The organism is Enterobacter sp. PL_is514 (genome assembly GCF_055816715.1).
In genome coordinates this window covers 135,891-160,585 of sequence record NZ_JBVPGN010000030.1, presented here as the reverse complement: position 1 = coordinate 160,585, position 24,695 = coordinate 135,891, and the positions used below count along the sequence as shown (strand labels likewise).

At 54.5% G+C, this 24,695-nt stretch carries 22 protein-coding genes, 6 tRNA genes and 1 other RNA gene; 13 read left to right on the top strand and 16 right to left on the bottom strand.

Annotated features, from left to right (window positions below; translation table 11 throughout):
- Position 1 precedes the first annotated feature (1 nt).
- A complete protein-coding gene (locus AC0TNG_RS10040) occupies positions 2-217 on the top strand; it encodes a DUF3820 family protein (protein WP_003861328.1) in 216 nt (71 codons plus the stop codon).
- Here AC0TNG_RS10040 and AC0TNG_RS10035 read toward each other — a convergent pair.
- Positions 214-1,209, bottom strand: a complete 996-nt coding sequence (locus AC0TNG_RS10035) for a bile acid:sodium symporter family protein (protein ID WP_024907615.1) — start codon at positions 1,207-1,209, stop codon at positions 214-216. The two genes, AC0TNG_RS10040 and AC0TNG_RS10035, sit on opposite strands and share 4 nt — an antisense overlap.
- Positions 1,210-1,298: 89 nt before the next feature.
- Between AC0TNG_RS10035 and AC0TNG_RS10030 the strand changes: the two genes are divergently transcribed.
- A complete protein-coding gene (locus AC0TNG_RS10030) occupies positions 1,299-2,234 on the top strand; it encodes a LysR family transcriptional regulator (protein ID WP_024907616.1) in 936 nt (311 codons plus the stop codon).
- On the opposite strand, the gene AC0TNG_RS10025 is transcribed toward AC0TNG_RS10030, so the two are convergent.
- Positions 2,231-2,569, bottom strand: coding sequence for a FlxA-like family protein (locus tag AC0TNG_RS10025; RefSeq protein ID WP_024907617.1), 339 nt, complete (start codon positions 2,567-2,569; stop codon positions 2,231-2,233). The two genes, AC0TNG_RS10030 and AC0TNG_RS10025, sit on opposite strands and share 4 nt — an antisense overlap.
- Before the next feature lie 207 nt (positions 2,570-2,776).
- Between AC0TNG_RS10025 and xapA the strand changes: the two genes are divergently transcribed.
- The 3 genes from xapA (at position 2,777) to AC0TNG_RS10010 (ending at position 5,867) form a co-directional block, all read left to right on the top strand.
- Complete coding sequence (gene xapA / locus AC0TNG_RS10020) at positions 2,777-3,601, top strand: xanthosine phosphorylase (protein ID WP_024907618.1); 825 nt, start codon at positions 2,777-2,779, stop codon at positions 3,599-3,601.
- Positions 3,602-3,652: 51 nt separating this feature from the next.
- Positions 3,653-4,909: a nucleoside permease gene (locus AC0TNG_RS10015; protein ID WP_024907619.1), complete on the top strand. Its 1,257-nt coding sequence runs from the start codon at positions 3,653-3,655 to the stop codon at positions 4,907-4,909.
- A gap of 67 nt (positions 4,910-4,976) precedes the next feature.
- Positions 4,977-5,867: a LysR family transcriptional regulator gene (locus tag AC0TNG_RS10010; protein WP_061714688.1), complete on the top strand. Its 891-nt coding sequence runs from the start codon at positions 4,977-4,979 to the stop codon at positions 5,865-5,867.
- Between the two features lie 47 nt (positions 5,868-5,914).
- Here AC0TNG_RS10010 and AC0TNG_RS10005 read toward each other — a convergent pair.
- The 5 genes from AC0TNG_RS10005 to AC0TNG_RS09985 all read right to left on the bottom strand — a co-directional run bounded on the left by AC0TNG_RS10005 (position 5,915) and on the right by AC0TNG_RS09985 (position 6,447).
- A non-coding RNA gene (locus tag AC0TNG_RS10005) (RtT sRNA) lies at positions 5,915-6,045 on the bottom strand.
- Between the two features lie 24 nt (positions 6,046-6,069).
- Positions 6,070-6,145: transfer RNA gene (locus tag AC0TNG_RS10000), tRNA-Lys, on the bottom strand.
- Between the two features lie 4 nt (positions 6,146-6,149).
- A tRNA-Val gene (locus AC0TNG_RS09995) sits at positions 6,150-6,225 on the bottom strand.
- A 29-nt stretch (positions 6,226-6,254) separates the two neighbouring features.
- Positions 6,255-6,330 (bottom strand) — tRNA-Val (locus AC0TNG_RS09990).
- A 41-nt stretch (positions 6,331-6,371) separates the two neighbouring features.
- Positions 6,372-6,447, bottom strand: a tRNA-Val gene (locus AC0TNG_RS09985).
- Between the two features lie 258 nt (positions 6,448-6,705).
- On the opposite strand from AC0TNG_RS09985, the gene gltX reads away from it, so the two are divergent.
- Positions 6,706-8,121 carry a glutamate--tRNA ligase gene (gene gltX / locus AC0TNG_RS09980; RefSeq protein ID WP_024907621.1) on the top strand — a complete coding sequence of 472 codons (1,416 nt, stop codon included), beginning with the start codon at positions 6,706-6,708 and terminating at the stop codon, positions 8,119-8,121.
- A gap of 38 nt (positions 8,122-8,159) precedes the next feature.
- Here gltX and AC0TNG_RS09975 read toward each other — a convergent pair whose 3' ends face one another.
- Together AC0TNG_RS09975 and AC0TNG_RS09970 are read right to left on the bottom strand one after the other, a co-directional pair.
- Positions 8,160-8,552, bottom strand: a complete 393-nt coding sequence (locus AC0TNG_RS09975; protein ID WP_032645222.1) for a YfeC-like transcriptional regulator — start codon at positions 8,550-8,552, stop codon at positions 8,160-8,162.
- A gap of 1 nt (position 8,553) precedes the next feature.
- The gene (locus AC0TNG_RS09970) at positions 8,554-8,916 is read right to left on the bottom strand and encodes a YfeC-like transcriptional regulator (protein ID WP_024907623.1); all 363 of its coding nucleotides are present in this window, start codon (positions 8,914-8,916) and stop codon (positions 8,554-8,556) included.
- A gap of 217 nt (positions 8,917-9,133) precedes the next feature.
- On the opposite strand from AC0TNG_RS09970, the gene AC0TNG_RS09965 reads away from it, so the two are divergent.
- The 3 genes from AC0TNG_RS09965 to AC0TNG_RS09955 all read left to right on the top strand — a co-directional run bounded on the left by AC0TNG_RS09965 (position 9,134) and on the right by AC0TNG_RS09955 (position 11,731).
- A tRNA-Ala gene (locus tag AC0TNG_RS09965) sits at positions 9,134-9,209 on the top strand.
- 41 nt (positions 9,210-9,250) lie between these two features.
- Positions 9,251-9,326 (top strand) — tRNA-Ala (locus AC0TNG_RS09960).
- 215 nt (positions 9,327-9,541) lie between these two features.
- Positions 9,542-11,731 carry a sensor domain-containing phosphodiesterase gene (locus AC0TNG_RS09955; protein WP_473713440.1) on the top strand — a complete coding sequence of 730 codons (2,190 nt, stop codon included), beginning with the start codon at positions 9,542-9,544 and terminating at the stop codon, positions 11,729-11,731.
- Between the two features lie 45 nt (positions 11,732-11,776).
- Here AC0TNG_RS09955 and AC0TNG_RS09950 read toward each other — a convergent pair whose 3' ends face one another.
- The gene (locus tag AC0TNG_RS09950; RefSeq protein WP_024907625.1) at positions 11,777-12,964 is read right to left on the bottom strand and encodes a NupC/NupG family nucleoside CNT transporter; all 1,188 of its coding nucleotides are present in this window, start codon (positions 12,962-12,964) and stop codon (positions 11,777-11,779) included.
- Positions 12,965-13,312: 348 nt separating this feature from the next.
- On the opposite strand from AC0TNG_RS09950, the gene AC0TNG_RS09945 reads away from it, so the two are divergent.
- Positions 13,313-14,551: an Nramp family divalent metal transporter gene (locus tag AC0TNG_RS09945; protein ID WP_024907626.1), complete on the top strand. Its 1,239-nt coding sequence runs from the start codon at positions 13,313-13,315 to the stop codon at positions 14,549-14,551.
- A 33-nt stretch (positions 14,552-14,584) separates the two neighbouring features.
- Here AC0TNG_RS09945 and AC0TNG_RS09940 read toward each other — a convergent pair whose 3' ends face one another.
- Together AC0TNG_RS09940 and mgrA are read right to left on the bottom strand one after the other, a co-directional pair.
- Positions 14,585-14,935, bottom strand: a complete 351-nt coding sequence (locus AC0TNG_RS09940) for a DUF2502 domain-containing protein (RefSeq protein ID WP_024907627.1) — start codon at positions 14,933-14,935, stop codon at positions 14,585-14,587.
- Positions 14,936-15,062: 127 nt separating this feature from the next.
- On the bottom strand, positions 15,063-16,061 hold the full coding sequence (mgrA, locus tag AC0TNG_RS09935; RefSeq protein ID WP_473713439.1) for an L-glyceraldehyde 3-phosphate reductase: 999 nt from the start codon (positions 16,059-16,061) through the stop codon (positions 15,063-15,065).
- 187 nt (positions 16,062-16,248) lie between these two features.
- Between mgrA and ipdC the strand changes: the two genes are divergently transcribed.
- Complete coding sequence (gene ipdC, locus AC0TNG_RS09930; protein WP_048990061.1) at positions 16,249-17,907, top strand: indolepyruvate decarboxylase; 1,659 nt, start codon at positions 16,249-16,251, stop codon at positions 17,905-17,907.
- On the opposite strand, the gene AC0TNG_RS09925 is transcribed toward ipdC, so the two are convergent.
- Positions 17,908-19,143 carry an ion channel protein gene (locus AC0TNG_RS09925; RefSeq protein ID WP_048990063.1) on the bottom strand — a complete coding sequence of 412 codons (1,236 nt, stop codon included), beginning with the start codon at positions 19,141-19,143 and terminating at the stop codon, positions 17,908-17,910.
- A gap of 205 nt (positions 19,144-19,348) precedes the next feature.
- On the opposite strand from AC0TNG_RS09925, the gene glk reads away from it, so the two are divergent.
- A complete protein-coding gene (gene glk / locus AC0TNG_RS09920) occupies positions 19,349-20,314 on the top strand; it encodes a glucokinase (protein WP_048029635.1) in 966 nt (321 codons plus the stop codon).
- Positions 20,315-20,349: 35 nt separating this feature from the next.
- On the opposite strand, the gene AC0TNG_RS09915 is transcribed toward glk, so the two are convergent.
- Both AC0TNG_RS09915 and AC0TNG_RS09910 read right to left on the bottom strand, forming a co-directional pair.
- The gene (locus AC0TNG_RS09915) at positions 20,350-21,081 is read right to left on the bottom strand and encodes a LytR/AlgR family response regulator transcription factor (RefSeq protein WP_048990067.1); all 732 of its coding nucleotides are present in this window, start codon (positions 21,079-21,081) and stop codon (positions 20,350-20,352) included.
- A gap of 3 nt (positions 21,082-21,084) precedes the next feature.
- Positions 21,085-22,791: a LytS/YhcK type 5TM receptor domain-containing protein gene (locus tag AC0TNG_RS09910; protein WP_267215125.1), complete on the bottom strand. Its 1,707-nt coding sequence runs from the start codon at positions 22,789-22,791 to the stop codon at positions 21,085-21,087.
- A 386-nt stretch (positions 22,792-23,177) separates the two neighbouring features.
- Between AC0TNG_RS09910 and alaC the strand changes: the two genes are divergently transcribed.
- On the top strand, positions 23,178-24,416 hold the full coding sequence (alaC, locus tag AC0TNG_RS09905; protein ID WP_023308710.1) for an alanine transaminase: 1,239 nt from the start codon (positions 23,178-23,180) through the stop codon (positions 24,414-24,416).
- Between the two features lie 52 nt (positions 24,417-24,468).
- Here the strand turns inward: alaC and ypdK are convergent, their stop codons facing one another.
- On the bottom strand, positions 24,469-24,540 hold the full coding sequence (gene ypdK / locus AC0TNG_RS09900) for a membrane protein YpdK (protein WP_099458937.1): 72 nt from the start codon (positions 24,538-24,540) through the stop codon (positions 24,469-24,471).
- Positions 24,541-24,695: the final 155 nt, after the last annotated feature.

The following is a 24,695-nucleotide window of genomic DNA, read 5'->3' as shown; positions in this document are numbered from 1 at the left end:
CGTGGAGAAAGAGCAGCTCGTTGAGATCGCCAATACCGAGATGCCGTTCGGTAAATACAAGGGCCGCAGGCTGATCGATTTGCCGGAGGAGTATCTGCTGTGGTTTGCCCGCAAGGATGAATTCCCGGCAGGGCGACTGGGCGAGCTGATGGCTATCACGTTACTGATCAAAACCGAGGGGCTGACCCAGCTGGTGCAGCCCCTGAAACGTCCTTAAGCCTTCGCTGCGCGGGTCTCTTCCTGCGCCAGCTTTTCGGTCTGGCGTTTGTAGCGACGCGCCAGCACCGCGCAGACCATCAGCTGGATCTGATGGAAAATCATCAGCGGCAGCACCATCATCCCAATCACCGAGGTCGGGAACAGAATGTTGGCCATCGGGATACCGTTAGCCAGACTCTTCTTCGAACCGCAGAACACAATCGTAATTTCATCCGCTTTGTTGAAGCCGCACTTGCGTGCCACAAAGACGTTTACCGCTATTACAATCGCCAGCAGGACAATGCTGACCACCACGATAAACAGCAGCGAGCCTGCCCCCACCTTGTGCCAGATCCCGTTCACGACCGCTTCGCTGAAGGCGGAGTAAACCACCAGCAGAATCGAGGTCTGGTCGGTTTTTGAGATCCACTTTTTATGCTTCGCCACAAATGCGCCGGTCCACGGACGGGAGAGATGGCCCAGGACAAACGGCAGCAGCAGCTGCAGACAGATTTTGCCCACCTGCTCAAGGTTACCTTCCGCACCGTGCATGTTCATCAGCAGGCCCACCAGCAGCGGAGAGACGAAAATCCCTAACAGGCTGGATGCGGATGCCGAGCAGACCGCGGCCGCCACGTTGCCGCCTGCCAGCGAGGTAAAAGCGATGGCGGACTGCACGGTGGCCGGCAGAATACAGAGATACAGGAAGCCGGTGTAGAGTGCCGGGTCAACATTAACCGGTGCCCACCAGGCAAACAGCACCCCGAGGATCGGGAACAGAATAAAGGTGCTACACATCACCCACAGATGCAGTCGCCAGTGTCCGCCGCCTGCGATAATGGCTTCGCGGGAGAGTTTGGCGCCGTGCATAAAGAACAGCAGGGCGATGGCCGCCGTGGTCAAGCCTTCAAAGAATGGGACGAAACCGCCGCGAGCCGGGAAAAACGAGGCCAGTAAAACGGTAACCACCAGGGTAAGCGTGAACGGATCAAGGATACGAAAAAGTTTCATAATCTCTCCTGAAAACAGATGTCGCTATTGTGCTTTCTTCCGTTTGAGAAATAAAATTGATTTATTGCATCCATTCATGAATTAAATAGATGAATTATTCATTACGTCAGCTTCGTGTTTTTGTCACCGTGGCGCAGGCTCGTAGTTTTAGCCGGGCAGGGGAGATGATTGGCCTGAGCCAGTCGGCGGTCAGCCACAGCGTGAAAGAGCTGGAGAATCAGACCGGGGTGAAGTTGCTTGACCGCACCACGCGCGAAGTGGTGTTGACCGAAGCAGGTCAGCAGCTGGCCCTGCGCCTCGAGCGGCTGCTGGATGAGCTGAACAGCACGCTCAGAGACGTGGGGAGGCTGGGGCAGCAGCTTTCGGGTACCGTGCGGGTCGCGGCCAGCCAGACGATCTCTGCGCACCTTATTCCGCAGTGTATAGCCGAGGGCAGTCATCGCTACCCGGACATTGATTTTGTCCTGCATGACAGGCCGCAACAGTGGGTGCTGGAGAGCATCCGTCAGGGAGATGTGGATTTTGGTATTGTTATCGATCCCGGTCAGGTGAGCGATCTGGCGTGCGAAAGCATACTTTCGGAGCCCTTTTTGCTGCTCTGTCGTGACGACGATCCGCTGGCCACATTGCCGGAAGTCAGCTGGCAGTCCCTGCAGGGCGCGAACCTGGTTTTACAGGATTATGCCTCGGGCAGCCGTCCGCTGATTGATTCCGCGCTGGTGAATCAGGGCGTAAAGGCAACGATTGTCCAGGAGATTGGTCACCCGGCGACGCTGTTTCCGATGGTGGAAGCCGGGATTGGCATCAGCGTGTTGCCAGCCCTGGCGCTTCCCCTGCCGCAGGGAAGCCGGCTGGCCGTCAAGCGATTAACGCCCGTTGTCGAGCGAAAGCTGATGCTGGTGCGGCGAAAAAATCGTTCACTCTCGGGGGCGGCGCAGGCTATCTGGGAAGTGGTGCGTATCCAGGCACAACGATTAACCGAAGCCCGCATACGCGACCCACTGTTTAACGCATCAGAAGATTAGATGTAGATATCGATCTGATTTTTGTCTGACGGGCTGTTCACCCCTTCAACTTTGCCCAGCTTTTGATCCTGCTTCTTCTGGGCCTCTTCAGCCTGCTGGCGCTGCAGTGCGGCGAGCTGCGCCTGCAGCACTTTGATCTGGGTCTGAATAAGTTCCTGCTGCTTCTTCTTCTCATCCGTGCTGACGGGGCTGTTCGCCAGCTCTTTTAACTGCTGGGTCAGCTTTTTGATCTTGTCGAGAATGCGGGTGATTTGCGCAGAGATATCGTTACTGCTCGAAGTGCCACTCGCGCCGCTGGTTTGAATCTGTTGGGTTGAAGCCTGAATGGTCGTCATACTTTTTCCTCGCGTTATAAAACAGAGGTATCGGCACCGACGGGATTAGCTTGAGCAAAACTGCCATATCTGGCAGGGAGTTGCATCGATACACAATCAGTATTGATGGTGCGGTGAAAGTGTATTGGAGGTCACCAGCAGGCTGCGGATATAAGACGTAAGTCATGCGATCCCCGCTATCGCGATTTTCATCCTTAAGGAGCCTCTATGACCCTCTCGAATAACCCGTGGTACTGCGCCGATATCATTCGCGCCGCTAAGCCGAACTTCACGCCTCGCGTGGCGTTTATTCTCGGCTCTGGCCTGGGTGCACTTGCCGACCAGATTGATGACGCCGTTTCCCTGAGCTACGAAAAGCTGCCGGGCTTCCCGGTGAGCACCGTGCATGGCCATGCCGGCGAGCTGGTGCTCGGGCATCTGGCCGGGGTGCCGGTTGCCTGCATGAAGGGGCGCGGCCATTTCTATGAAGGGCGCGGGATGACCATCATGACCGATGCGATCCGCACCTTTACGCTGCTGGGGTGCGAGCTGCTGTTTAGCACCAATGCAGCGGGTTCGCTGCGCCCAGAGGTTCAGCCAGGAAGCCTGGTTGCCCTGAGCGACCATATCAACACCATGCCGGGTACGCCGATGGTGGGGCTGAACGATGAGCGCTTTGGCGATCGTTTCTTCTCTCTGGCCAATGCTTACGACGCGGATTACCGTGCCGTTCTGCAAACCGTGGCAACGAAAGAAGGATTCCCGCTCCATGAAGGGGTGTTTGTCTCTTATCCTGGCCCGAACTTTGAGACGGCGGCCGAGATCCGCATGATGCAGATTATCGGCGGCGATGTGGTGGGGATGTCCGTGGTGCCGGAAGTGATTTCCGCGCGCCACTGCGGCCTGAAGGTCGTGGCTGTTTCTGCAATTACCAATCTCGCCGAAGGGCTGGGGGAGGTCAAACTCTCGCATGAGCAAACCCTCGCTGCTGCCGAGCTCTCCCGCCAGAACTTTATCAATCTTATCTGCGGTTTTCTTCGCCATATTGCCTGAGTAAAACAATAAAGTGGCCCGCCAGGGCCACACTGCTATAAGGAATGGGTTATGAACATCACGACTCGCTTAAAGCTGATGTCCTTTATGCAATATTTTATCTGGGGGAGCTGGCTGGTAACCCTCGGCGCTTACATGATTAACACCCTACACTTTACCGGCTCCGACGTGGGCATGGTGTACAGCTCCAAAGGACTTGCCGCGATTGTTATGCCCTCGCTGGTGGGAATTATTGCCGACAAATGGCTGCGGGCAGACCGTGCTTACGTGATTTGCCACCTCGTCTGCGCCGTCGCGCTCTGCTATGCCGCACAGGTCAATGAGCCCGGCCTGATGTTCTGGGTCATGCTGGTGAATGCGATGGCCTTCATGCCCACGATTGCGCTGTCGAATACGATTTCTTACTCCTGTCTTGAACAGGCAGGGCTGGATACGGTGAGCCATTTTCCGCGAGTACGGGTGTATGGCACCGTGGGCTTTATTGCCGCGATGTGGGCCATAAGCCTGATGGGGGCGGAGCTGAGCAACGTGCAGCTCTATATTGCGGCTGCCGCGTCCCTGCTGCTGGCGCTCTATTCTCTGACATTGCCAGCCATTCCAGTTGCACAGGCGAAAACCTCTCAGTCGCTGGCAAGCAAGCTGGGCCTCAATGCGTTTATCCTGTTTAAACAGCCCCGCATGGCGGTGTTCTTTTTATTCGCGATGCTGCTGGGCGCCGTGCTGCAGATAACCAACACGTTTGGCAGCCCCTTCCTGCATGATTTTGCGCGTAATCCGGCGTATGCCGATAGCTTTATCGTCAACTATCCGTCCATCCTGCTCTCCGTTTCGCAAATGTCTGAGGTGTTCTTCATTCTGACCATTCCGTACTTCCTCGGACGCTTTGGCATTAAAGCCGTCATGCTGATGAGCATGGTGGCCTGGATGCTGCGGTTCGGTCTATTTGCCTTTGGCGATCCGTCCGCGACGGGCTTCGTGCTGCTCATGCTCTCAATGATTGTCTACGGCTGCGCGTTCGACTTCTTCAATATTTCCGGCTCGGTATTTGTTGAACAGGAGGTCAGCGCCGATATCCGCGCCAGCGCGCAAGGGTTGTTTATGACGACCGTTAACGGTATCGGGGCATATTTCGGTTCGGTATTGAGCGGTATGGCCGTTGATTATTTCTCGGTGGACGGGGTGAAGGACTGGCAGACGATCTGGCTGGTATTTGCGGCCTATGCCCTGGCGCTCGCGGTAGTGTTTTATTTCAGCTTTAACTATCGCCACACCTGCAAAAACAGCGGGATGCGCACAGTTGCGCACTAAATTTCCCCTCCGGACGCGGAAAGGCTTTAAGGTAGGCGCATAAGTGTTATCGCCAGGATATGTTTTGATGGAACGCGTCTATCGGACCGATCTCAAGCTGCTGCGCTATTTTCTGGCCGTGGCGGAGGAACTGCATTTTGGACGGGCTGCGGCCCGTCTCAACATGTCTCAGCCGCCGTTAAGCCTCCATATTAAAGAGCTGGAAAGCCAGCTGGGCACGTTATTGTTTATTCGCCACTCGCGGAGCGTCGCGTTGACGCATGCCGGTAAAGTGCTGATGGAAGAGTCACGACGGCTGCTGGCCAGCGCAAACCAGGCTCTGGCTCGCGTCGAGCAAATTGGCCGGGGGGAAGCAGGGCGCATTGAGCTGGGGATTGTGGGCACCGCCATGTGGAGTGAGGTGCGCACGGTTATGCGCGCTTTTTTGAAAGAACATCCGAATGTTGATGTCGTTTTTCGCGAGAAATCCCCGGTCATGCAGATGGCGCTGCTTGAGCGCCGGGAGCTGGATGTCGGGATCTGGCGAATGGCAACGGAACCTACCGCGGGGTTTACCAGCGTGCGGTTGCGTGAGGCGGCTTTTCTGGTGGCGATGCCGGAAGATCACCGGCTGGTCAGGGAACCTTCTATTGCGCTCGCAGAATTGCAGGATGAGTATTTTGTCACGATGCCGTCGGCCCATTCTGACTGGGCATTTTTACATCGTGTCTGCCAGCAGGCCGGTTTTTCGCCGATGATTGTGCGCGAAGCCGTTGAACCGCAAACGGTGCTGGCGATGATCAGCATGGGCATGGGAATTACGCTCGCCGCAGACAGCTACGCACAAATGCAGTGGCCGGGCGTGGTGTTCCGTCCGCTGAAAGAGCGGATACCGGCAGATTTATATGTGGTGTATGACGAGAAGCAGGCGACGCCAGCGGTGAAGACGTTAATTGCGACGTTGACGGCTGGGAAGTAGACAAATCGCAGATAGTAAAAAAGCGCCTTTAGGGCGCTTTTTTACATTGGTGGGTCGTGCAGGATGACTCGCTTCGCTCGCCCTTCGGGCCGTCGCCGTAAACGGCTCCGGTGCCTCACTGCGTTCGGCTCGAACCTGCAGCAGGTTCGAATCATCCAAATCACAGATAGCAAAAAAGCGCCTTTAGGGCGCTTTTTTACATTGGTGGGTCGTGCAGGATTCGAACCTGCGACCAATTGATTAAAAGTCAACTGCTCTACCAACTGAGCTAACGACCCGAAATGGTGGGCGATGACGGGCTCGAACCGCCGACCCCCTCCGTGTAAAGGAGATGCTCTACCAACTGAGCTAATCGCCCATTTCGGAACTGCTGCGATAAGGTGAGAATGGTGGGCGATGACGGGCTCGAACCGCCGACCCCCTCCGTGTAAAGGAGATGCTCTACCAACTGAGCTAATCGCCCAACCTCAATTCTTATCTACACTGCGAGTCTACCGAAGTAGATGGTGGGTGATGACGGGCTCGAACCGCCGACCCCCTCCGTGTAAAGGAGATGCTCTACCAACTGAGCTAATCACCCCCGCTGTGTGGAGTCGCATTATAGGGAGAGTTGAAAATGAGTCAACGCATTTTCTAAAGTTTTTATTCGTTCGTCGTAAAATTAAACAAAACGATCGCGAAACGGGCTGTGGCGCATGATTTCTAAACAAAAATCGCAAACCCGGTCATGATAAAGGGATCAACATTGAGGATTCCCCCCACAGTGATAGAATATTGCCCATCGTTTTTTCCCCAGGATTTGCCGATTGCCGGCATCTTTATAACGTAAGGCCATTTCATGAAAATCAAAACTCGCTTCGCGCCGAGCCCGACAGGCTATCTGCACGTCGGTGGTGCACGTACCGCTCTCTATTCCTGGCTTTTCGCACGCCACAACAAAGGTGAGTTCGTGCTGCGTATTGAAGACACCGATCTTGAGCGCTCCACGCCGGAAGCAATTGAAGCCATTATGGATGGGATGAACTGGCTGAACCTGGAATGGGACGAAGGCCCGTATTTCCAGACCAAACGCTTTGACCGCTATAACGCCGTCATTGATGAGATGCTGGTCGCGGGCACGGCGTATAAGTGCTACTGCTCCAAAGAGCGTCTGGATGCGCTGCGTGAAGAGCAGATGGCGAACGGTGAGAAGCCGCGTTATGACGGCCGCTGCCGCCACGACCACAGCGAGCATGCTGCTGATGAGCCTTGCGTCGTGCGTTTTGCTAACCCGCAGGATGGCTCGGTGATCTTTGACGACCAGATCCGTGGCCCGATCGAATTCAGCAACCAGGAGCTGGACGATCTGATCATCCGTCGCACCGATGGTTCCCCAACCTACAACTTCTGTGTTGTGGTTGACGACTGGGATATGGAAATTACCCACGTTGTGCGCGGTGAAGACCACATCAACAACACGCCACGTCAGATCAACATCCTGAAGGCGCTGAACGCGCCGGTGCCTGTTTATGCGCACGTCTCCATGATCAACGGTGATGACGGCAAAAAACTGTCTAAACGTCACGGTGCGGTGAGCGTCATGCAGTATCGTGACGACGGTTATCTGCCGGAAGCGCTGCTGAACTATCTGGTGCGCCTGGGCTGGGCCCACGGTGATCAGGAGATCTTCAGCCGCGAAGAGATGATCGAACTGTTCTCTCTGAGCTCTGTGAGCAAATCAGCGAGCGCATTTAATACCGACAAGCTCCTGTGGCTGAACCATCACTACATCAATACCATGCCGCCAGAATATGTGGCGACGTATCTGCAGTGGCACATTGAGCAGGCAAATATTGATACCCGCACTGGCCCTGAGCTGGCGGATCTGGTGAAACTGCTCGGCGAGCGCTGCAAAACCCTGAAAGAGATTGCCGAAAGCTGCCGCTACTTCTATGAAGAGTTTGATGCGTTCGACGCGGACGCCGCGAAGAAACACCTCCGTCCGGTTGCGCGTCAGCCGCTGGAAGTGGTGCGTGATAAGCTGGCTGCCCTCACCGAGTGGACCGCTGAGAATGTGCATCACGCCATTCAGGCGACGGCAGACGAGCTGGAAGTCGGCATGGGTAAAGTCGGTATGCCACTGCGCGTCGCGGTGACCGGTGCGGGTCAGTCTCCGGCGCTGGATGTAACGGTTCATGCCATCGGCAAGTCGCGCAGCGTGGCGCGCATTAACAAGGCGCTGGACTTCATCGCTGAACGTGAAAATCAGCAGTAATCACGTCTACAAAAACGGCAGGGTAACCTGCCGTTTTTTTATGCCTCTTTTTCCGCGATACCCAGACGTGTAAGAAAACCGTGTATACCCTCGCGTTTCAATAAAGCGTCCAGACGCTTCTGCTCTGACGGAGTCATACTCTCCAGCGTCTCAATAATGCCCGGAGACAGGTTTGAAGAGGGTCCATTATAGGCAGACGTGGCCTCAGCGAGATGGTAAACCGCCTGACGGTTACGGATCGCCGGGAGGCTTATAATATGTTCCTTCACGCGCGCATCAACATGAATGAGCCGAGCCCGACCCCCCTTTACGCCGTTGAGTCCTTCCGTTTTCCACCCCTGCTGGCGTATCCAGCGATTAACCGTTTGTCTGGCAACGCCTAAACACTCCGCCAGCTCTTCCGTGGTCATTTTGCTACGTAATTTTTTCATATCAGTTCTGATCGCGAATCCCTAAACGTTGCAACAATCCGGTAATCCCTTCCCGCATTAACAGCGATGTCATCTGCTTCTGCTCTTCCGGCGTCATTTCATTGGCCAGCGTGAGGAGTAGGGTGTGAAGCGAACCGTCAAGGCTGGTGCCTTCTGGCAGTTCAGACGTTTCACTTGCCCGACGTGCGCTGCGGATAAAGTCACGGACTTTTTCGTTCACATGCACCAGGCGCGCTTTCCCGCCCTGGACGCCTGGCTTTGGTGATGTAATCCAACCCTCTTTGCGTACCCATTTATTGATGGTCTGGCGGCTATAGCCAGTGAGGAGGGCTAACTCTTCTGGCGTCATTCGTTCCTTGATCATGCAATTTCCTGAATATCTGTGGGGTTAATTAACGGCTCATTTTATAGCACCGTTTTACGTGAAAACGTGACAGGCTTAACTCCTGACTGCGAGCAGGCTCGCAAAGTGATTCATTTGCATGATTTTTCGGCGATTGAATGGCTTGAATTGATTTTGCCGTTGACACTCCGCAGCGGAATTCATATTATGCCGCCCGTCAACATGACAGCTTTACGATGGGGCTATAGCTCAGCTGGGAGAGCGCTTGCATGGCATGCAAGAGGTCAGCGGTTCGATCCCGCTTAGCTCCACCAAACTCTGAACCCAACAGAGTGCGGTTAGTAAAGTAACATGTGGGGCTATAGCTCAGCTGGGAGAGCGCTTGCATGGCATGCAAGAGGTCAGCGGTTCGATCCCGCTTAGCTCCACCAAAATTGTAAACCCTCGTCAAAAGACGAGGGTTTTTTTTATGTGTTTGTAACACCCTCTCCCGTATTTTGTTATCAAAAAGAAGGTATTCTCGTACCTCACCTCAATCGACATCAATAAAGCAGTCTATAAATAGACTTGAACTTGATTCGTGCAATTAATAAACCTATTATCCACCCGGTCAATGATTCGAACGGATAATATACTCATCAGCTTAATGAATAGAAAAACGTACAATAATGTAAAGATATTTATAATTGCCCTGACACTTTGTCTGATTGCGGTACCTGTCTCCCGTTATCTCTCCCCCCGAGCAATGGTTAATGGTCACGACGTTTATTTAGCATGGCTACCGCTAAGCGTTATGCTGGCAGTAATTCTGCTATTTGGGCGCAGGGCAATTCTTCCCATTGTGTTAGGTTTTACTGTCACTAATTTATTTTATGTTAATTTAGCACCGCTACAATATTCAGTTTTACTGTTCTGTCAGACCTTTGCGCTGTTTGCGGCGTGCGGCCTGCTGCGCCTCATGCTGGGCAAGCGCTGGCGTCACAGCATCCCTAACAAGCACATCGGGCTACGTATATTCTGGCTCGGTTTTATTGTGCCATTAGGTATTAAACTGTCGATGTATATGGCAGGCTATTTGTTTGATTTTCCGGTGACTATTTCCACCTTTTTCGGCGAAGGAACGGTAATTTATAACGTTGTGGATATACAAAGCCTGATATGTGCGGCATTGATTTTTACCATGATGTTCTATTACCCATTAAGAATGATAATTAATCCTCGTTATGCCATGACCTTCTGGCGGCGAAGCGTGAAGCCCGTGTTTAATCACAAGAATCTATTATTTATTTTTGTCTGGCTGATGCTTTTAGGCTTCATTCTCATCATTTTATGTGGTCCTTTTGAATCACCGGTCATTGCGGGCTACTTGATGCCGCTGATTTTTATTCTTTTTACCTTAGCGATAAGCCGCCTGACCTATGCGCTTATCTCTCTGCTGTGGGCTGCATCCGCGCTCCTGCTGTTGACCTACAACTACAACTTCCTTAACGGAGTGGAATCGGGCCATTCGCTCTCTTTTATCCTGTCCGTGCTTATCTCTTTTGCTATCTGTCTGCTTTACATGTCACGAATTTACCAGCGCAGCGAGTGGCTGAAACGGGGCTGGCAGGGCAGGGCGCTGACCGATCCGCTGACCGGTTTGCCCAATATTCGTGCGCTGGAGGATTACCTCGAGATTCATCCGGATGCCAAAGTGTGCATTCTGCGTATGGACAACCTGGAGTTTTTGAGCCGCCACTACGGGATTATCATGCGGGTCCACTGCAAACGTACGATCGCCACGTCGCTACAGCCGCTTTTGCAGAAAGATGAGACGCTCTTCCAGCTTCCGGGAAGCGAACTGGTGCTGGTATTACTGGGGCCGGGAACCGCCGAGCGTCTCCAGCATATGGTCGATCGGCTGAACAGCCGTAAGATTTTCTGGAACAACACCGGGCTGGATATTGAATTTGGCGCGTCCTGGGGAATGGTCGAAAACGGCGAAAAGCTGCATCACACGCTGGGACAGCTGAGCTGGCTGGCAGAGCAGGCCTGCGGAGAGCAAAACGTTCTCGCGCTCACAAATAGCCTTGAGGCGGCATCAGGCCAAACGACAGAGCGTGTCCTGATGCTGGCGCGAATTAAGCATGCCCTTGAGGCGGGGCAGTTCCATTTATACGCGCAACCGATCCAGAAAGCGGACGGGAGCGGGTATTACGAAATCCTGGCGCGTATGGAGAGCGAGGGCGAGATCTTCACCCCTGACCGCTTTATTCCGCTGATTGCCCAGTTCAACCTCAGCCATCGGTTTGATATGTGCGTCATGGAAAAATTACTGGTGTGGCTGCGCGATCACCCTGCAACGCAGGCTGGCGCCCGTTTTTCCGTCAATCTGATGCCGCTCACGCTGATGCAAAAAGAGGTGGCGAACGAGATTTGCGCGCTCTTTGAACGCTACGGCGTTGCGCCGCAGGCCGTCGTGATTGAGATCACCGAAGAGCAGGCCTTCTCAAACTCTGGCTGCAGCATCCACAATATTCAGCAGCTGCGGGATTACGGTTTCCGGATTGCCATTGATGATTTTGGTACTGGCTACGCCAACTACGAGCGTCTCAGACGTCTGCAGGCAGATATCATTAAAATTGACGGCTGTTTTGTTAAAGACATTTGTACCGACGATATGGATGCGATGATCGTGCAGTCGATGTGTAATCTGGCGAAGACGAAATCGCTGTGCGTTGTAGCGGAATATGTAGAAACACCCGAGCAGCGGGAGATGCTGCTTCGCTTCGGCGTGGATTACCTGCAGGGCTACCTGATAGGCAAACCTAAACCGTTGGATGAATTGCGGGCATAAAAAAACCGGGAGCCAGCTCCCGGTTTTTTGTTTAACGGTAAAACGTTAGAGTACCAGCGCCGCGATGGAAGCAGACAGGACGCTCACCAGCGTAGAGCCGTAAACCAGCTTCAGGCCAAAGCGAGAAACCACGTTACCCTGTTCTTCGTTCAGACCTTTAATCGCACCCGCGATAATCCCGATGGACGAGAAGTTAGCGAAGGAGACCAGGAACACGGAGAGAATGCCTTCCGCGCGCGGAGAAAGCGTGCTGGCAATTTTCTGCAGATCCATCATCGCAACGAATTCGTTAGAAACCAGCTTGGTTGCCATGATACTGCCCACCTGCAGCGCTTCGTGAGCCGGAACACCCATCACCCATGCAACTGGGTAGAAGATGTAACCCAGAATGCCCTGGAAGGAGATACCCAGCACCGCGGCGAACAGGGCGTTCAGGCCAGAAATCAGCGCAATGAAGCCGATCAGCATGGCGGCAACGATAATCGCCACTTTGAAACCGGCCAGAATGTACTCACCCAGCATTTCGAAGAAGCTCTGGCCTTCGTGCAGGTTTGACATCTGGATGTTCTCTTCGCTGGCGTCAACGCGGTACGGGTTGATCAGCGACAGAACGATAAAGGTGCTAAACATGTTCAGAACCAGCGCCGCAACAACATACTTTGGCTCCAGCATGGTCATATACGCGCCCACGATAGACATGGAAACGGTAGACATTGCGGTTGCCGCCATGGTGTACATGCGGTTGCGGGACATTTTGCCGAGAATATCTTTATACGCGATGAAGTTCTCAGACTGACCGAGGATCAGGGAACTGACGGCGTTAAAGGATTCCAGCTTGCCCATGCCGTTCACTTTGGATAACAGGAAGCCAATTCCACGAATAATGAACGGCAGAACGCGGATGTGCTGCAGAATACCGATCAGTGCGGAGATGAAGACGATTGGGCAGAGAACCTTCAGGAAGAAGAACGCCAGACCTTCGTCGTTCATTTTACCGAAGACAAAGTTGGTCCCTTCATTGGCGAATCCGAGCAGTTTTTCGAACATTTCGGAGAAGCCTTTTACGAAGCCGAGGCCTACGTTGGAGTTCAGGAAGAACCACGCAAGTAAAACTTCAATGACCAGCAGCTGGACAACATAACGGATACGAATTTTTTTGCGGTCTGTGCTGACCAGCAATGCAAGTGCAGTAACGACAACAAGTGCCAGGACAAAATGAAGGACGCGGTCCATATTTGCTCCAAATATGAGGCAGGTTTAATTTTCGTGCACATTCTATGTAACAAGCGAAAAGAAAACGAGATCGAGGGCACACTATAGTTACATCCTGTGACGAGTCTCAAAAATAGTGATCCACAATACATTTTTGTTATGTTAGGTAAATGAGTGAAAAGTTAAGTTTGTGTGCTAGTCTTCACAAAAGCGCGCGCGATTTCAGTTTCTGTTAGATCGCCCCACTTACCCGCCCGTCTATCGTTCAAAGCTATCAGAGAAATCACTGTAAACTTCACAAATGAACTTGATAATCATTCTCATTTTGATAGCATTAAACATAGCAAAGGCTATATTTCAGAGGCAGAAATGACAAACAGTCGCGTAGAGGGTAGCAGTGGCAGAGCCGCGCGCAAGTTGCGGTTCGCATTAATGGGACCTGCGTTCATCGCTGCCATTGGCTATATCGATCCAGGTAACTTTGCGACCAATATTCAGGCCGGGGCCAGCTTCGGCTATAAGCTGCTGTGGGTGGTCGTCTGGGCTAACCTGATGGCGATGCTGATTCAGATGCTCTCTGCAAAGCTGGGGATTGCCACGGGCAAAAACCTGGCGGAGCAAATTCGCGACCATTATCCGCGTCCGGCCGTCTGGCTCTACTGGATCCAGGCGGAAATCATCGCTATGGCCACTGACCTCGCTGAGTTTATCGGCGCAGCGATCGGCTTTAAGCTGATTCTGGGCGTGTCGCTGTTGCAGGGGGCGGTACTCACCGGGATTGCCACGTTCCTGATCCTGATGCTACAGCGTCGGGGTCAAAAGCCGCTGGAGAAGGTCATTGGCGGTCTGCTGCTGTTTGTCGCGGCGGCCTATATCGTCGAGCTGATTTTCTCACAGCCGAATCTGGCGCAGCTCGCTAAAGGTATGGCGATCCCAAGCCTGCCAACCTCGGAAGCGGTGTTCCTGGCCGCCGGGGTATTAGGGGCGACCATCATGCCGCATGTGATTTACCTGCACTCCTCGCTGACGCAGCATCTCCACGGTGGGACGCGCAAAGAGCGTTACTCCGCCACCAAATGGGACGTGGCGATCGCCATGACCATCGCCGGGTTTGTCAATCTGGCGATGATGGCTACCGCAGCTGCCGCTTTCCACTTTAACGGTCACACCGGTATTGCCGATCTCGACCAGGCGTATCTCACGCTGGAGCCGCTACTGAGCCATGCTGCCGCCACGATATTTGGTCTTAGCCTGGTGGCTGCCGGTCTTTCTTCCACGGTGGTGGGCACGCTGGCAGGCCAGGTGGTGATGCAGGGGTTTGTCCGGTTCCATATTCCGCTGTGGGTGCGTCGCTCCGTCACCATGCTGCCGTCATTTGTGGTGATTCTGATGGGGCTCGACCCAACGCGAATTCTGGTCATGAGCCAGGTGCTGCTAAGCTTTGGCATCGCACTGGCGCTGGTGCCGCTGCTGATCTTTACCAGCGACAAAAACCTGATGGGCGAACTGGTCAACTCAACGCTGGTGAAACGGACCGGGTGGGCCATCGTGGTGGTGGTGGTGGCGCTGAACCTGTGGCTGCTGATTGGTACAGCGTTGGGACTCTAAAAGAAAAAGGAGCCGTGAGGCTCCTTTTTGCTATTAGTCGTCATGACCGTGGTGGCCATGTCCGTGACCTTTGCCGCGACCCCAGCCGCCGCGACGGTCATCACGATCGTTCCACCCTTCACGGTAGCCGCGCTCGTAGGCGCTGTCTTTATACCAGCCGCGGTGTCTGCCGTTATCATGTTTCCACCAGCGGTCTCCGCGCCACTCATAGTGACGGTTCCAGTAGTCACGGTCGCGCCAGTAGCCACCGTCCCAGTATCTGCCGTAGTCATCACGATCGCCAATTTGTAATTTTACTGATGGCAACAGGGTGATTTCGCCCGCAGTGGCGATCAGCGGGGCTGAAGCCAGTAATACCGCTGCAAGAATCAGTGACCTGAACATACTCTTTCTCCTTCACGATCGGGGCCTTTGTGGGGCCTGTTAACGCAATTTTACGAGTTGGTAAAGCCTCGTTTCATCGCCTCAACTCCGAATTCCTGAGGGAGAGCACTTTTTGCTAAAAGTGGTTCTATTTTGAGCTGATCAGAATGCCTTCTATACGGGACAGTTCTTCCTCAGAGAAATGGCGGTTTGCCAGCATGCCCACGGCGTCATCAATCTGCGCCGCTTTACTTGCCCCAATCAGCACCGAGGTTACTTCCTCATGGCGCAATACCCAGGCCAGCGCCATCTGGGACAACTTCTGGCCGCGCTCTTCCGCCATGGCGTTCAGCTTTCTAACCTTCTCCAGCTTCTCTTCGGTTATCTGGTCAGGGTTAAGGAACTGACTGCCGCTTGCCGCGCGTGAGTCTGCCGGAATGCCGTTCAGATAGCGGTTGGTCAGTTGCCCGCCGGCCAGGGGCGAGAAGGGAATACAGCCAACCCCTTTTTCCTGCAGCACGTTCAGCAGTCCCGCTTCCGGCGCACGTTCAAAGAGGGAGTATTTCGGCTGGTGGATCAGACAGGGCGTACCGAGGTCATTAAGGATATCAATCGCCTGGCGAGCCAGAACAGCCGGGTAGTTGGATAACCCGACATACAGAGCTTTTCCCTGGCGCACCACATGGTCAAGCGCTTTCATGGTTTCCTGCAGCGGCGTTTCCGGATCTGGCCGGTGATGATAGAAGATATCCACATACTCCAGCCCCATGCGCTTCAGGCTTTGATCGAGGCTTGCCAGCAGATATTTGCGTGATCCCCAGTCGCCGTAAGGCCCCTCCCACATGGTATAACCCGCTTTGGTGGAGACGATCAGCTCGTCGCGCCAGGGCAGGAAATCCTCCTGCAAAATACGGCCGAAATTACGTTCCGCGGATCCGGGCGGCGGGCCATAGTTGTTGGCAAGGTCGAAATGCGTAATGCCCAGATCGAACGCACGCTGTAAAAGTTGACGGCTGTTTTCGATAAGGGTGGTGTCACCAAAGTTATGCCACAGCCCAAGCGAGATGGCGGGCAACTTGAGCCCGCTTTGCCCGCAGCGGCGATACTCCATTGTCCCGTAACGATTTTTATCCGGCTGATAACCCATTTTCGTAACCTCTGGCGCTGAAGTAAAAAATCAGTGTATGCGTTTACATTTACGTGAAAAAAAGCAGCATAGCGCAGCCTTTTTTGTAAAGCATTCTTTCCATGGTCTTCTTATCGCCAATTCTGGACAGCCATCACGCTTATTTAATACTCAAGGTGAGGTCAAAACATTAGAAGGATACCTGTTTATGCGTACCCCATACTGCGTCGCCGATTACCTGCTGGACCGTCTTACAGATTGTGGAGCCGATCATCTGTTTGGCGTGCCGGGCGACTATAACCTGCAGTTTCTCGACCATGTGATAGACAGCCCGGATATCTGTTGGGTGGGCTGTGCCAACGAGTTAAACGCCTCTTATGCCGCGGACGGATATGCCCGATGTAAGGGCTTCGCCGCGCTGCTGACGACATTTGGCGTAGGAGAGTTAAGCGCCATGAACGGCATTGCGGGCAGCTACGCCGAGCACGTTCCGGTCTTGCATATTGTGGGTGCGCCGGGTACGGCGTCACAGCAAAGAGGTGAGCTGCTGCACCATACGCTGGGCGACGGTGAGTTTCGTCATTTTTACCATATGAGCGAACCGATCACCGCTGCACAGGCGATCCTGACCGAACAAAACGCCTGTTATGAAATCGACCGGGTATTAACGACCATGCTCCGGGAACGTCGTCCCGGCTATCTGATGCTGCCCGCCGACGTGGCTAAAAAGGCCGCCACACCGCCTGTAAACGCTCTCACTCTCCGGCACGCGCATGCCGATAGCGCCTGTCTGAAAGCGTTCCGGGATGCCGCAGAAAACAGGCTTGCCAGGAGCAAGCGTACTGCGCTGCTGGCCGATTTCCTTGTCCTGCGCCATGGCCTGAAGCATGCGCTACAGAAATGGGTAAAAGACGTGCCGATGGCACACGCCACCATGCTGATGGGCAAAGGGATATTCGACGAGCGTCACGCCGGTTTTTACGGCACGTACAGCGGTTCGGCGAGCGCTGGCGCGGTAAAAGAGGCGATTGAAGGGGCGGATACCGTGCTGTGCATCGGCACACGTTTTACCGACACCCTGACCGCCGGTTTCACGCATCAGCTTACCCCGGCACAGACGATAGAAGTTCAGCCTCATGCCTCACGCGTCGGTGATATCTGGTTTACCGGCATCCCCATGCTCCAGGCAATCGAAACGCTGGTGGAGCTGTGTAAACAGCACGTACACGATACGCCGGTACCGGCCTCTCAAAGCTCGATGGCCTACCCGCAGCCGGATGGCTCGCTGACGCAGGCGAATTTCTGGCAAACGTTGCAGACGTTTATCCGCCCGGGGGACATCATTCTTGCGGATCAGGGCACCTCGGCCTTCGGCGCGATCGACCTTCGTCTGCCGGCTGACGTGAATTTTATCGTCCAGCCGCTGTGGGGATCGATCGGCTATACGCTGGCGGCGGCATTTGGCGCGCAAACGGCCTGCCCGAACCGGCGCGTGATTGTGCTGACGGGGGATGGCGCGGCGCAGCTCACTATTCAGGAGCTAGGCTCGATGCTGCGGGATAAACAGCACCCCATCATTCTGGTTCTGAACAACGAAGGGTACACGGTAGAAAGGGCGATCCACGGGCCTGAGCAGCGGTATAACGACATTGCGCTATGGAACTGGACGCAAATCCCGCAGGCACTGAGCCTTGATCCTCAGGCCCAGTGCTGGCGGGTCAGTGAAGCGGAGCAGCTGGCGGACGTCCTTGAAAAAGTAGCGCACCACGAGCGGCTCTCGCTGATTGAGGTGATGCTGCCGAAAGCAGATATCCCACCGCTGCTGGGGGCGCTTACCAAAGCGCTGGAAGCGCGCAATAACGCCTGACTACTTGTCGTTTCGCCAGGCCATCATCATCGGTTTGCCCGCCAGCAGGAGCCAGGCGGGCAACATCACGATACAAAGCAGAGGGAAAAGCGTCGAATCCGGTACGACTACCGCCGCCATGAACAGGCTGAGCCACGCGTCGCGCGTGACCACCAGAACCAGTCCCAGAATAGAGCATGAGACGGTAATCGCCGCCGGCACCGCATCGACATGTTCGTGCAGCATCAGCCCCAGCGCGACGCCAACAAAGACCGCCGGGAAGATGCGTCCACCGCGGAAACCGCAGGCGGCCGCCACCACCAGCGCTGCCAGCTTGATTACGGCAAACAGCAGATAGTCGGAGACGCTAAATACCTGGCTGAAGGCCAGCTGCTGCATCTCGTCCAGACCTTTAAACAGCGTCACCGGCCCACCGATTGCCCCTAAAATACCGAGGATCAAACCGCCAGCCCCCAGAATTAACACCGGGTGTTTGAGTCTATGCATTAGCCGGTGCAGACGTGGAAGGCACCATACCGCCACCATCCCCAGCGCGATGGCGATAGCAACGACGATGGCGCCGCTGAAAATATCGGCGATTTGCATCTGGCCGTAGTGGGGGAGTGAGAGGGAAAAATGAGGATGGAAAAACAGGCTGGTGGTCAACGCCCCGGCGGCGGCGGCCATCAGCGGCGCAAAGAGTTTATCCCAGAGGGGGACGTCGTTATTGCTGCTGAGCGTCTGCGAAAAGATCAGTGCGGCAGCGACGGGTGTACCGAAAAGCGCTCCGATGGTGCCTGCGGAGGCGAGAATGGTCCAGTCCAGCGCGCCGACGCGGGGCAAAATGCGTGAACCGAGGAAAACCGCCAGGCCAATGTTGACCGCCATAATCGGATGCTCTGGTCCCAGGCTGACGCCACCGGCCAGACCGAGAATCAACGCGATAATCAGCCCCGGCAGTGCCGAAGGGGAAACCGGGGCACCAATCAGCGGTTCCTGTGCCGGGTCTGGTCCAGCATGGCCAGGACTGAAACGGATCACCAGGCCCACCGCAATACCGGTCAACGTTAGCATCACAACGATCCAGGCAGGAGAATCCGCGGTGACCCCCAGTCCTGCAGGAAGCGCGTTCCATAATAGTGTTTGCAGCACCGACGCGACTTTCATCACGACAATGAGCACCAGGCTTGAAACCACGCCAATGATTAGCGCCGGAATAGCCAGCAACAGCATGGTTCTGGCTCGCGGGTGGAGCATGATGATTTCCTTGTACAAAACGGTATTACGTTACTTTGCACATTAAGCTTTATGGCAATAGTGCAAAAGGTGCTGAAACGGTAAAGTTATTCTGTGACGAAGATCGATAATCCATGGGCATTCACCTTACGGCCGTTGTTGTTATCACGCCTTGAATTTACAGTGTCCCAAAGATTTATTCTGACTTTAGCGGAGCAGTAGAAGAATGACAAAGTATGCTTTGGTAGGTGATGTGGGCGGCACAAACGCGCGCCTCGCATTATGCGATGTAAGTAGCGGTGAAATTTCCCGGGCGAAAACCTACTCAGGGCTGGATTATCCAAGCCTTGAGGCCGTTGTCCGCGTCTATCTGGACGAGCATCAGGTTAGCGTTGAAGATGGCTGCATCGCCATTGCCTGCCCGATAACCGGCGACTGGGTCGCAATGACCAACCATACCTGGGCATTCTCCATCGCCGAGATGAAAAAAAACCTCGGCTTTGCGCATCTTGAAATCATCAATGACTTCACCGCGGTGTCCATGGCGATCCCGATGCTGAAGCCGGAGCATCTGATCCAGTTTGGCGGCGCTGAACCTGTCGAAGGTAAGCCGATTGCGGTTTACGGGGCCGGTACCGGCCTGGGCGTTTCACATCTGGTGCACGTTGCTCAGCGCTGGGTGAGCCTGCCGGGTGAAGGCGGCCACGTAGACTTTGCGCCAAACAGCGAAGAAGAGGGCATTATCCTCGAAGAATTACGCGCTGAGATCGGCCACGTCTCCGCCGAGCGCGTCCTTTCGGGGCCGGGGCTGGTGAACCTGTACCGTGCGATTGTGAAATCTGACGGTCGTCTGCCGGAAAACCTGCAGCCGAAAGACGTCACCGAACGCGCGCTGGCGGACAGCTGCATTGACTGCCGTCGTGCCCTGTCGCTGTTCTGCGTGATTATGGGACGCTTCGGCGGCAACCTGGCGCTGACGCTGGGCACCTTCGGTGGGGTCTATATTGCGGGCGGGATCGTACCGCGCTTCCTCGACTTCTTTAAAGCCTCGGGCTTCCGCGGCGGGTTTGAGGATAAAGGGCGCTTCAGAAGCTACGTGCAGGACATTCCGGTTTATCTGATCGTGCATGATAATCCAGGCCTGCTGGGGTCGGGTGCCCACCTGCGTCAGGTTCTCGGTCAAATTCTCTGATGCATGGCCCTCTCCCGCGGGAGAGGGCTTTTTCTTTACAGGTGCATCAGCTGGCGGAACTCTTTCACCTTGCTGCGGCTCACCGGCACCTGAAAATCCAGATCCTTCAGGCGCAAAATGTAGGTGTTGTTAAACCACGGTTCGATTTCGCGGATCTTGTTTAAATTCACGCAGAACGACCGGTGGCAACGGAAAAAGTGCGACGCAGGCAGCTTGTTGCAAAACTCGGTGATGTTCATCGCCATCACGTAAGATTCCCGCCGCGTATAAACAAACGTCATCTTTTCATGGGCTTCGGCATAGTAGATATCATTGACCGGCGTCACGATGATGCGCTCATCTTTGACCAGATTAATGGTGTCGTTTTCCCGTACCGTTGGGGTGGCGCTAGCGGGGGCGGTCTGCTGCTGCCATGCGGCCTCCAGCTTTTGCAGCATGCTGACAATCCGCGACTCCTGGTAAGGCTTAAGGATATAGTCAAACGCCTCCAGCTCGAAGGCCTCAACGGCGTGCTCTTTCCAGGCGGTAACGAAAACGATAAACGGCTTATGGGCAAACTGATTGATGTTTTGCGCCAGCAATACGCCATCCAGCGACGGAATGTTGATATCCAGGAAGATGGCGTCGACCCGGTTATGCTGCAAAAACTTCAGCACGTCCAGACCATCATCAAACGTACCCACAATCTCCATCTGGCTGTGGGTGTTGATAAGCCAGGTGAGCTCCTGTTGAGCCAGGAATTCATCTTCTACGATGATAACTTTCATGGGTTACTCCACCTGGGGTAACAGTGATGTTGTCGAATGAACGGGAGAGCGCTCATTCGGGACGTAAAAAGCAATTTCGGTGCCCGGCTCAAGACGCTGAATATGCAGTCCGTCGCCGTAAAGCAGCTTGACCCGGTGGTGCACGTTCAGCAGGCCGATTTTATTTCCGGGCATCTCGTTAGACTCCACGCGCTCAATGACTTTTGGGTCAATCCCGTGGCCGGTATCGCGCACGGCAATGCGTACCCGGTTACCGCTTTCGGTGATGCTGATGGTGACCACCCCTTTGCCTTTACAGGGCTGAATGCCGTGAACAATCGCGTTTTCGACCAGCGGCTGGATAAGCAGGCTCGGAATCACGCAGTTGACCTCTTCATCAATATCGTAAATGACCGTGAGCTTGTCACCAAAGCGCGCCTGTTCAATGGCGATGTAGTCCTTGATCTGATACAGCTCTTTTTTGATGTCGATCTGCTCGTCATCTTTCAGCTCGATGTTGTAGCGCAGATAGCGGGACAGGTTAAAAATCAGCTGGCGCGCGGTGTCCGGATTAAGACGAATGGACGAGGAGATCGCGTTCAGCGCGTTAAACAGGAAATGGGGATTGATTTTGCTCTGCAGCGCGCGCAGCTCTGCCTTATTTGCCATCTCACGCAGCTGTTCTGCACGGGAGACTTCCAGCTGGGTGGAGATAATCTGCGACAGGCCAATCGCCATCTCCTGGAGCGAGGAGGTGATCTGATGCGCGTGACAGTAATAAATTTTCAGGGTGCCCGTCACGACGCCTTTCTCCCACAGCGGGATCACCAGCATCGAGTGGATTTCCGGCGTTCGGTGGGCTTCATCATTGTTTTTAATGATGATTTTACCGTAGTTGATCGCCTGTCTGGTGGTTGGGCTGATGGTGTCATCGTTGTCGCGATAGTTGTGTTCCCCGACGCCAACGTAGGCCAGCACGTGGTCAATGTTGGTGATGGCGACGGCGTCAGCGTGGATGTCGTGGCGGATAATTTCGCAGACCTGACGCAACGACTCCGCGTTAACGTGGCGGAAAAGCGGTAGCGTTTTGTTGGCGATATCCAGCGCCAGCTTGGCCTGACGGGCGGCGCTGGCCTCTTTTTCCCCTTCAACGCTTTGCACCAGCAGCACGATAAAACCGATGCACACGCTGCCCAGGATCATCGGAATCCCGATTTTCGAGACGATATCCAGCCCCAGCGCGGTGGTCGGGGCCCAGACGACGACCAGGATCATGGTCAGCGTTTCGCATACCATGCCTGCGACGATCCCTGCGCGCCAGCGCTGTTTTTTCGGGATTTTGCGGCTGATCCAGCCGGAGAGCATCCCGGCGATAATGCTGGTAATAAAGCAGGGCACCGCCGTTACGCCGCCGATATCAATCAGGTAGCGATGGGTTCCGGCAATCACGCCGGTGATAACGCCCACCCACGGGCCAAACAAAATTCCGCCGGACATCACGGCGATAATGCGTACGTTAACAAGCGAGCCCTCTACCGGCACGCCTGACCAGGTGCTGAACAAGGCGAACAGCGAAAAGATGGCGGTAACGGCCAGCAGCTCTTTTGGCGAGTGGGCGGATTTGTGCAACAGCTCGCGAAACAGGCGAATGCGGATGAGGAAGAACAGGCAAATCAGCATTAATGCCGCACGGTCAAAAACCGCCAGCAGCATAGTGAATATTTCGTGCACGAGTAGACCTGGGAAAACGGGAAAGAACCATGATAAAAAACCTGACGCGTATTGACCAGCTATCCGTCAGGTTTATCAAATGAGGAAAAACCATAATTCTTAAAGGGGATTGTCCGGCGGTCACGGACACGGCCTGATTTTTTATAGCCAGCGTATCGTCAGGTAACTGTTTTGATATCATCCTGTTAAATAACGGCTATCAGAAAGCCAACCCTGAAACAGGGGCTTCCGCTTTTTAGCACTGCCGGGTTCCGGTTTTCAGGCGATCGCTTTTTTTTCATTTCCCTCTCGACAGCATGATTTTTTTCAGGTTATTTTCTAAGCATGCCACATCGGTGGCAGCGTCGCTCGGACGGTCCGGGCGCTAACGTTAATCTGAGGAATCTATGGCTGAATTCAGTCCTGAACGCCGTTTTACGCGTATCGATCGTCTCCCCCCTTATGTTTTCAACATCACTGCTGAACTGAAAATGGCTGCGCGTCGGCGCGGCGAAGACATTATCGATTTCAGCATGGGTAACCCTGACGGCCCAACGCCACCGCATATCGTTGAAAAGCTCTGCACGGTTGCCCAGCGTCCGGATACGCACGGCTACTCGACCTCTCGCGGTATTCCCAGATTGCGTCGCGCGATCTCGCGCTGGTATCAGGATCGCTATCAGGTTGATATCGATCCGGAAAGTGAAGCGATTGTTACCATCGGCTCGAAAGAGGGGCTGGCACACCTGATGTTGGCCACGCTGGATCATGGTGATACGGTGCTGGTGCCTAATCCAAGCTACCCGATCCACATTTACGGCGCGGTGATTGCCGGGGCGCAGGTCCGTTCCGTTCCGCTGGTGGAAGGTGTTGATTTCTTTAACGAACTTGAGCGTGCGATTCGCGAAAGTTATCCGAAACCGAAGATGATGATCCTCGGTTTCCCGTCGAACCCAACGGCCCAGTGCGTGGAGCTCGATTTCTTCGAGAAAGTCGTCGCCCTGGCTAAACGTTATGACGTGCTGGTGGTTCACGATTTAGCCTACGCTGACATCGTCTATGACGGCTGGAAAGCCCCTTCCATTATGCAGGTCCCGGGGGCGCGTGACGTGGCGGTAGAGTTCTTTACGCTGTCAAAAAGCTACAACATGGCGGGCTGGCGTATTGGCTTTATGGTGGGTAACAAAACGCTGGTGAGTGCCCTGGCGCGCATTAAGAGTTACCACGACTACGGTACCTTCACGCCGCTACAGGTCGCGGCTATCGCTGCCCTGGAAGGCGACCAGCAGTGCGTTCACGAGATTGCCGCCCAGTATAAGCGCCGCCGTGACGTGCTGGTAAAGGGCTTGCATGAAGCGGGCTGGATGGTGGAAATGCCGAAGGCGTCCATGTACGTCTGGGCGAAAATTCCGGAGCCTTACGCGGCGATGGGCTCGCTGGAGTTTGCCAAAAAGCTGCTGCAGGATGCGAAGGTGTGCGTATCACCGGGCATTGGCTTTGGTGATTACGGCGACACCCATGTGCGATTTGCCCTGATTGAAAACAGCGATCGTATCCGTCAGGCGGTGAGGGGCATCAAGAGTATGTTCCGGGCCGACGGTCTTCTCACTTCAAAGAGCGTCGCTGAACATCCCGCGTCGTCATGACATAAAAAAACAGGAGCCGATGGCTCCTGTTTTTTTGACCGCATGTTCTTCACTAGATCATCAGGGCAAAGGTTCCGGCCCAGACTAAAACAATCACCGAAATGCCCATAAAGAAATATTTCACGTTTCATCGCTCCGCGTATCTTGTGGTACGCATTTAAAAACAGAGTCCACCTGATTATAGAGAACTGAAATCCGGTCAAAACGGAAATGAGAATTTTCCCGTTACGCCGCTCACTCCAGCTCAGAATTCTGTGCTTTCCTGTTGCCAGACGGCGC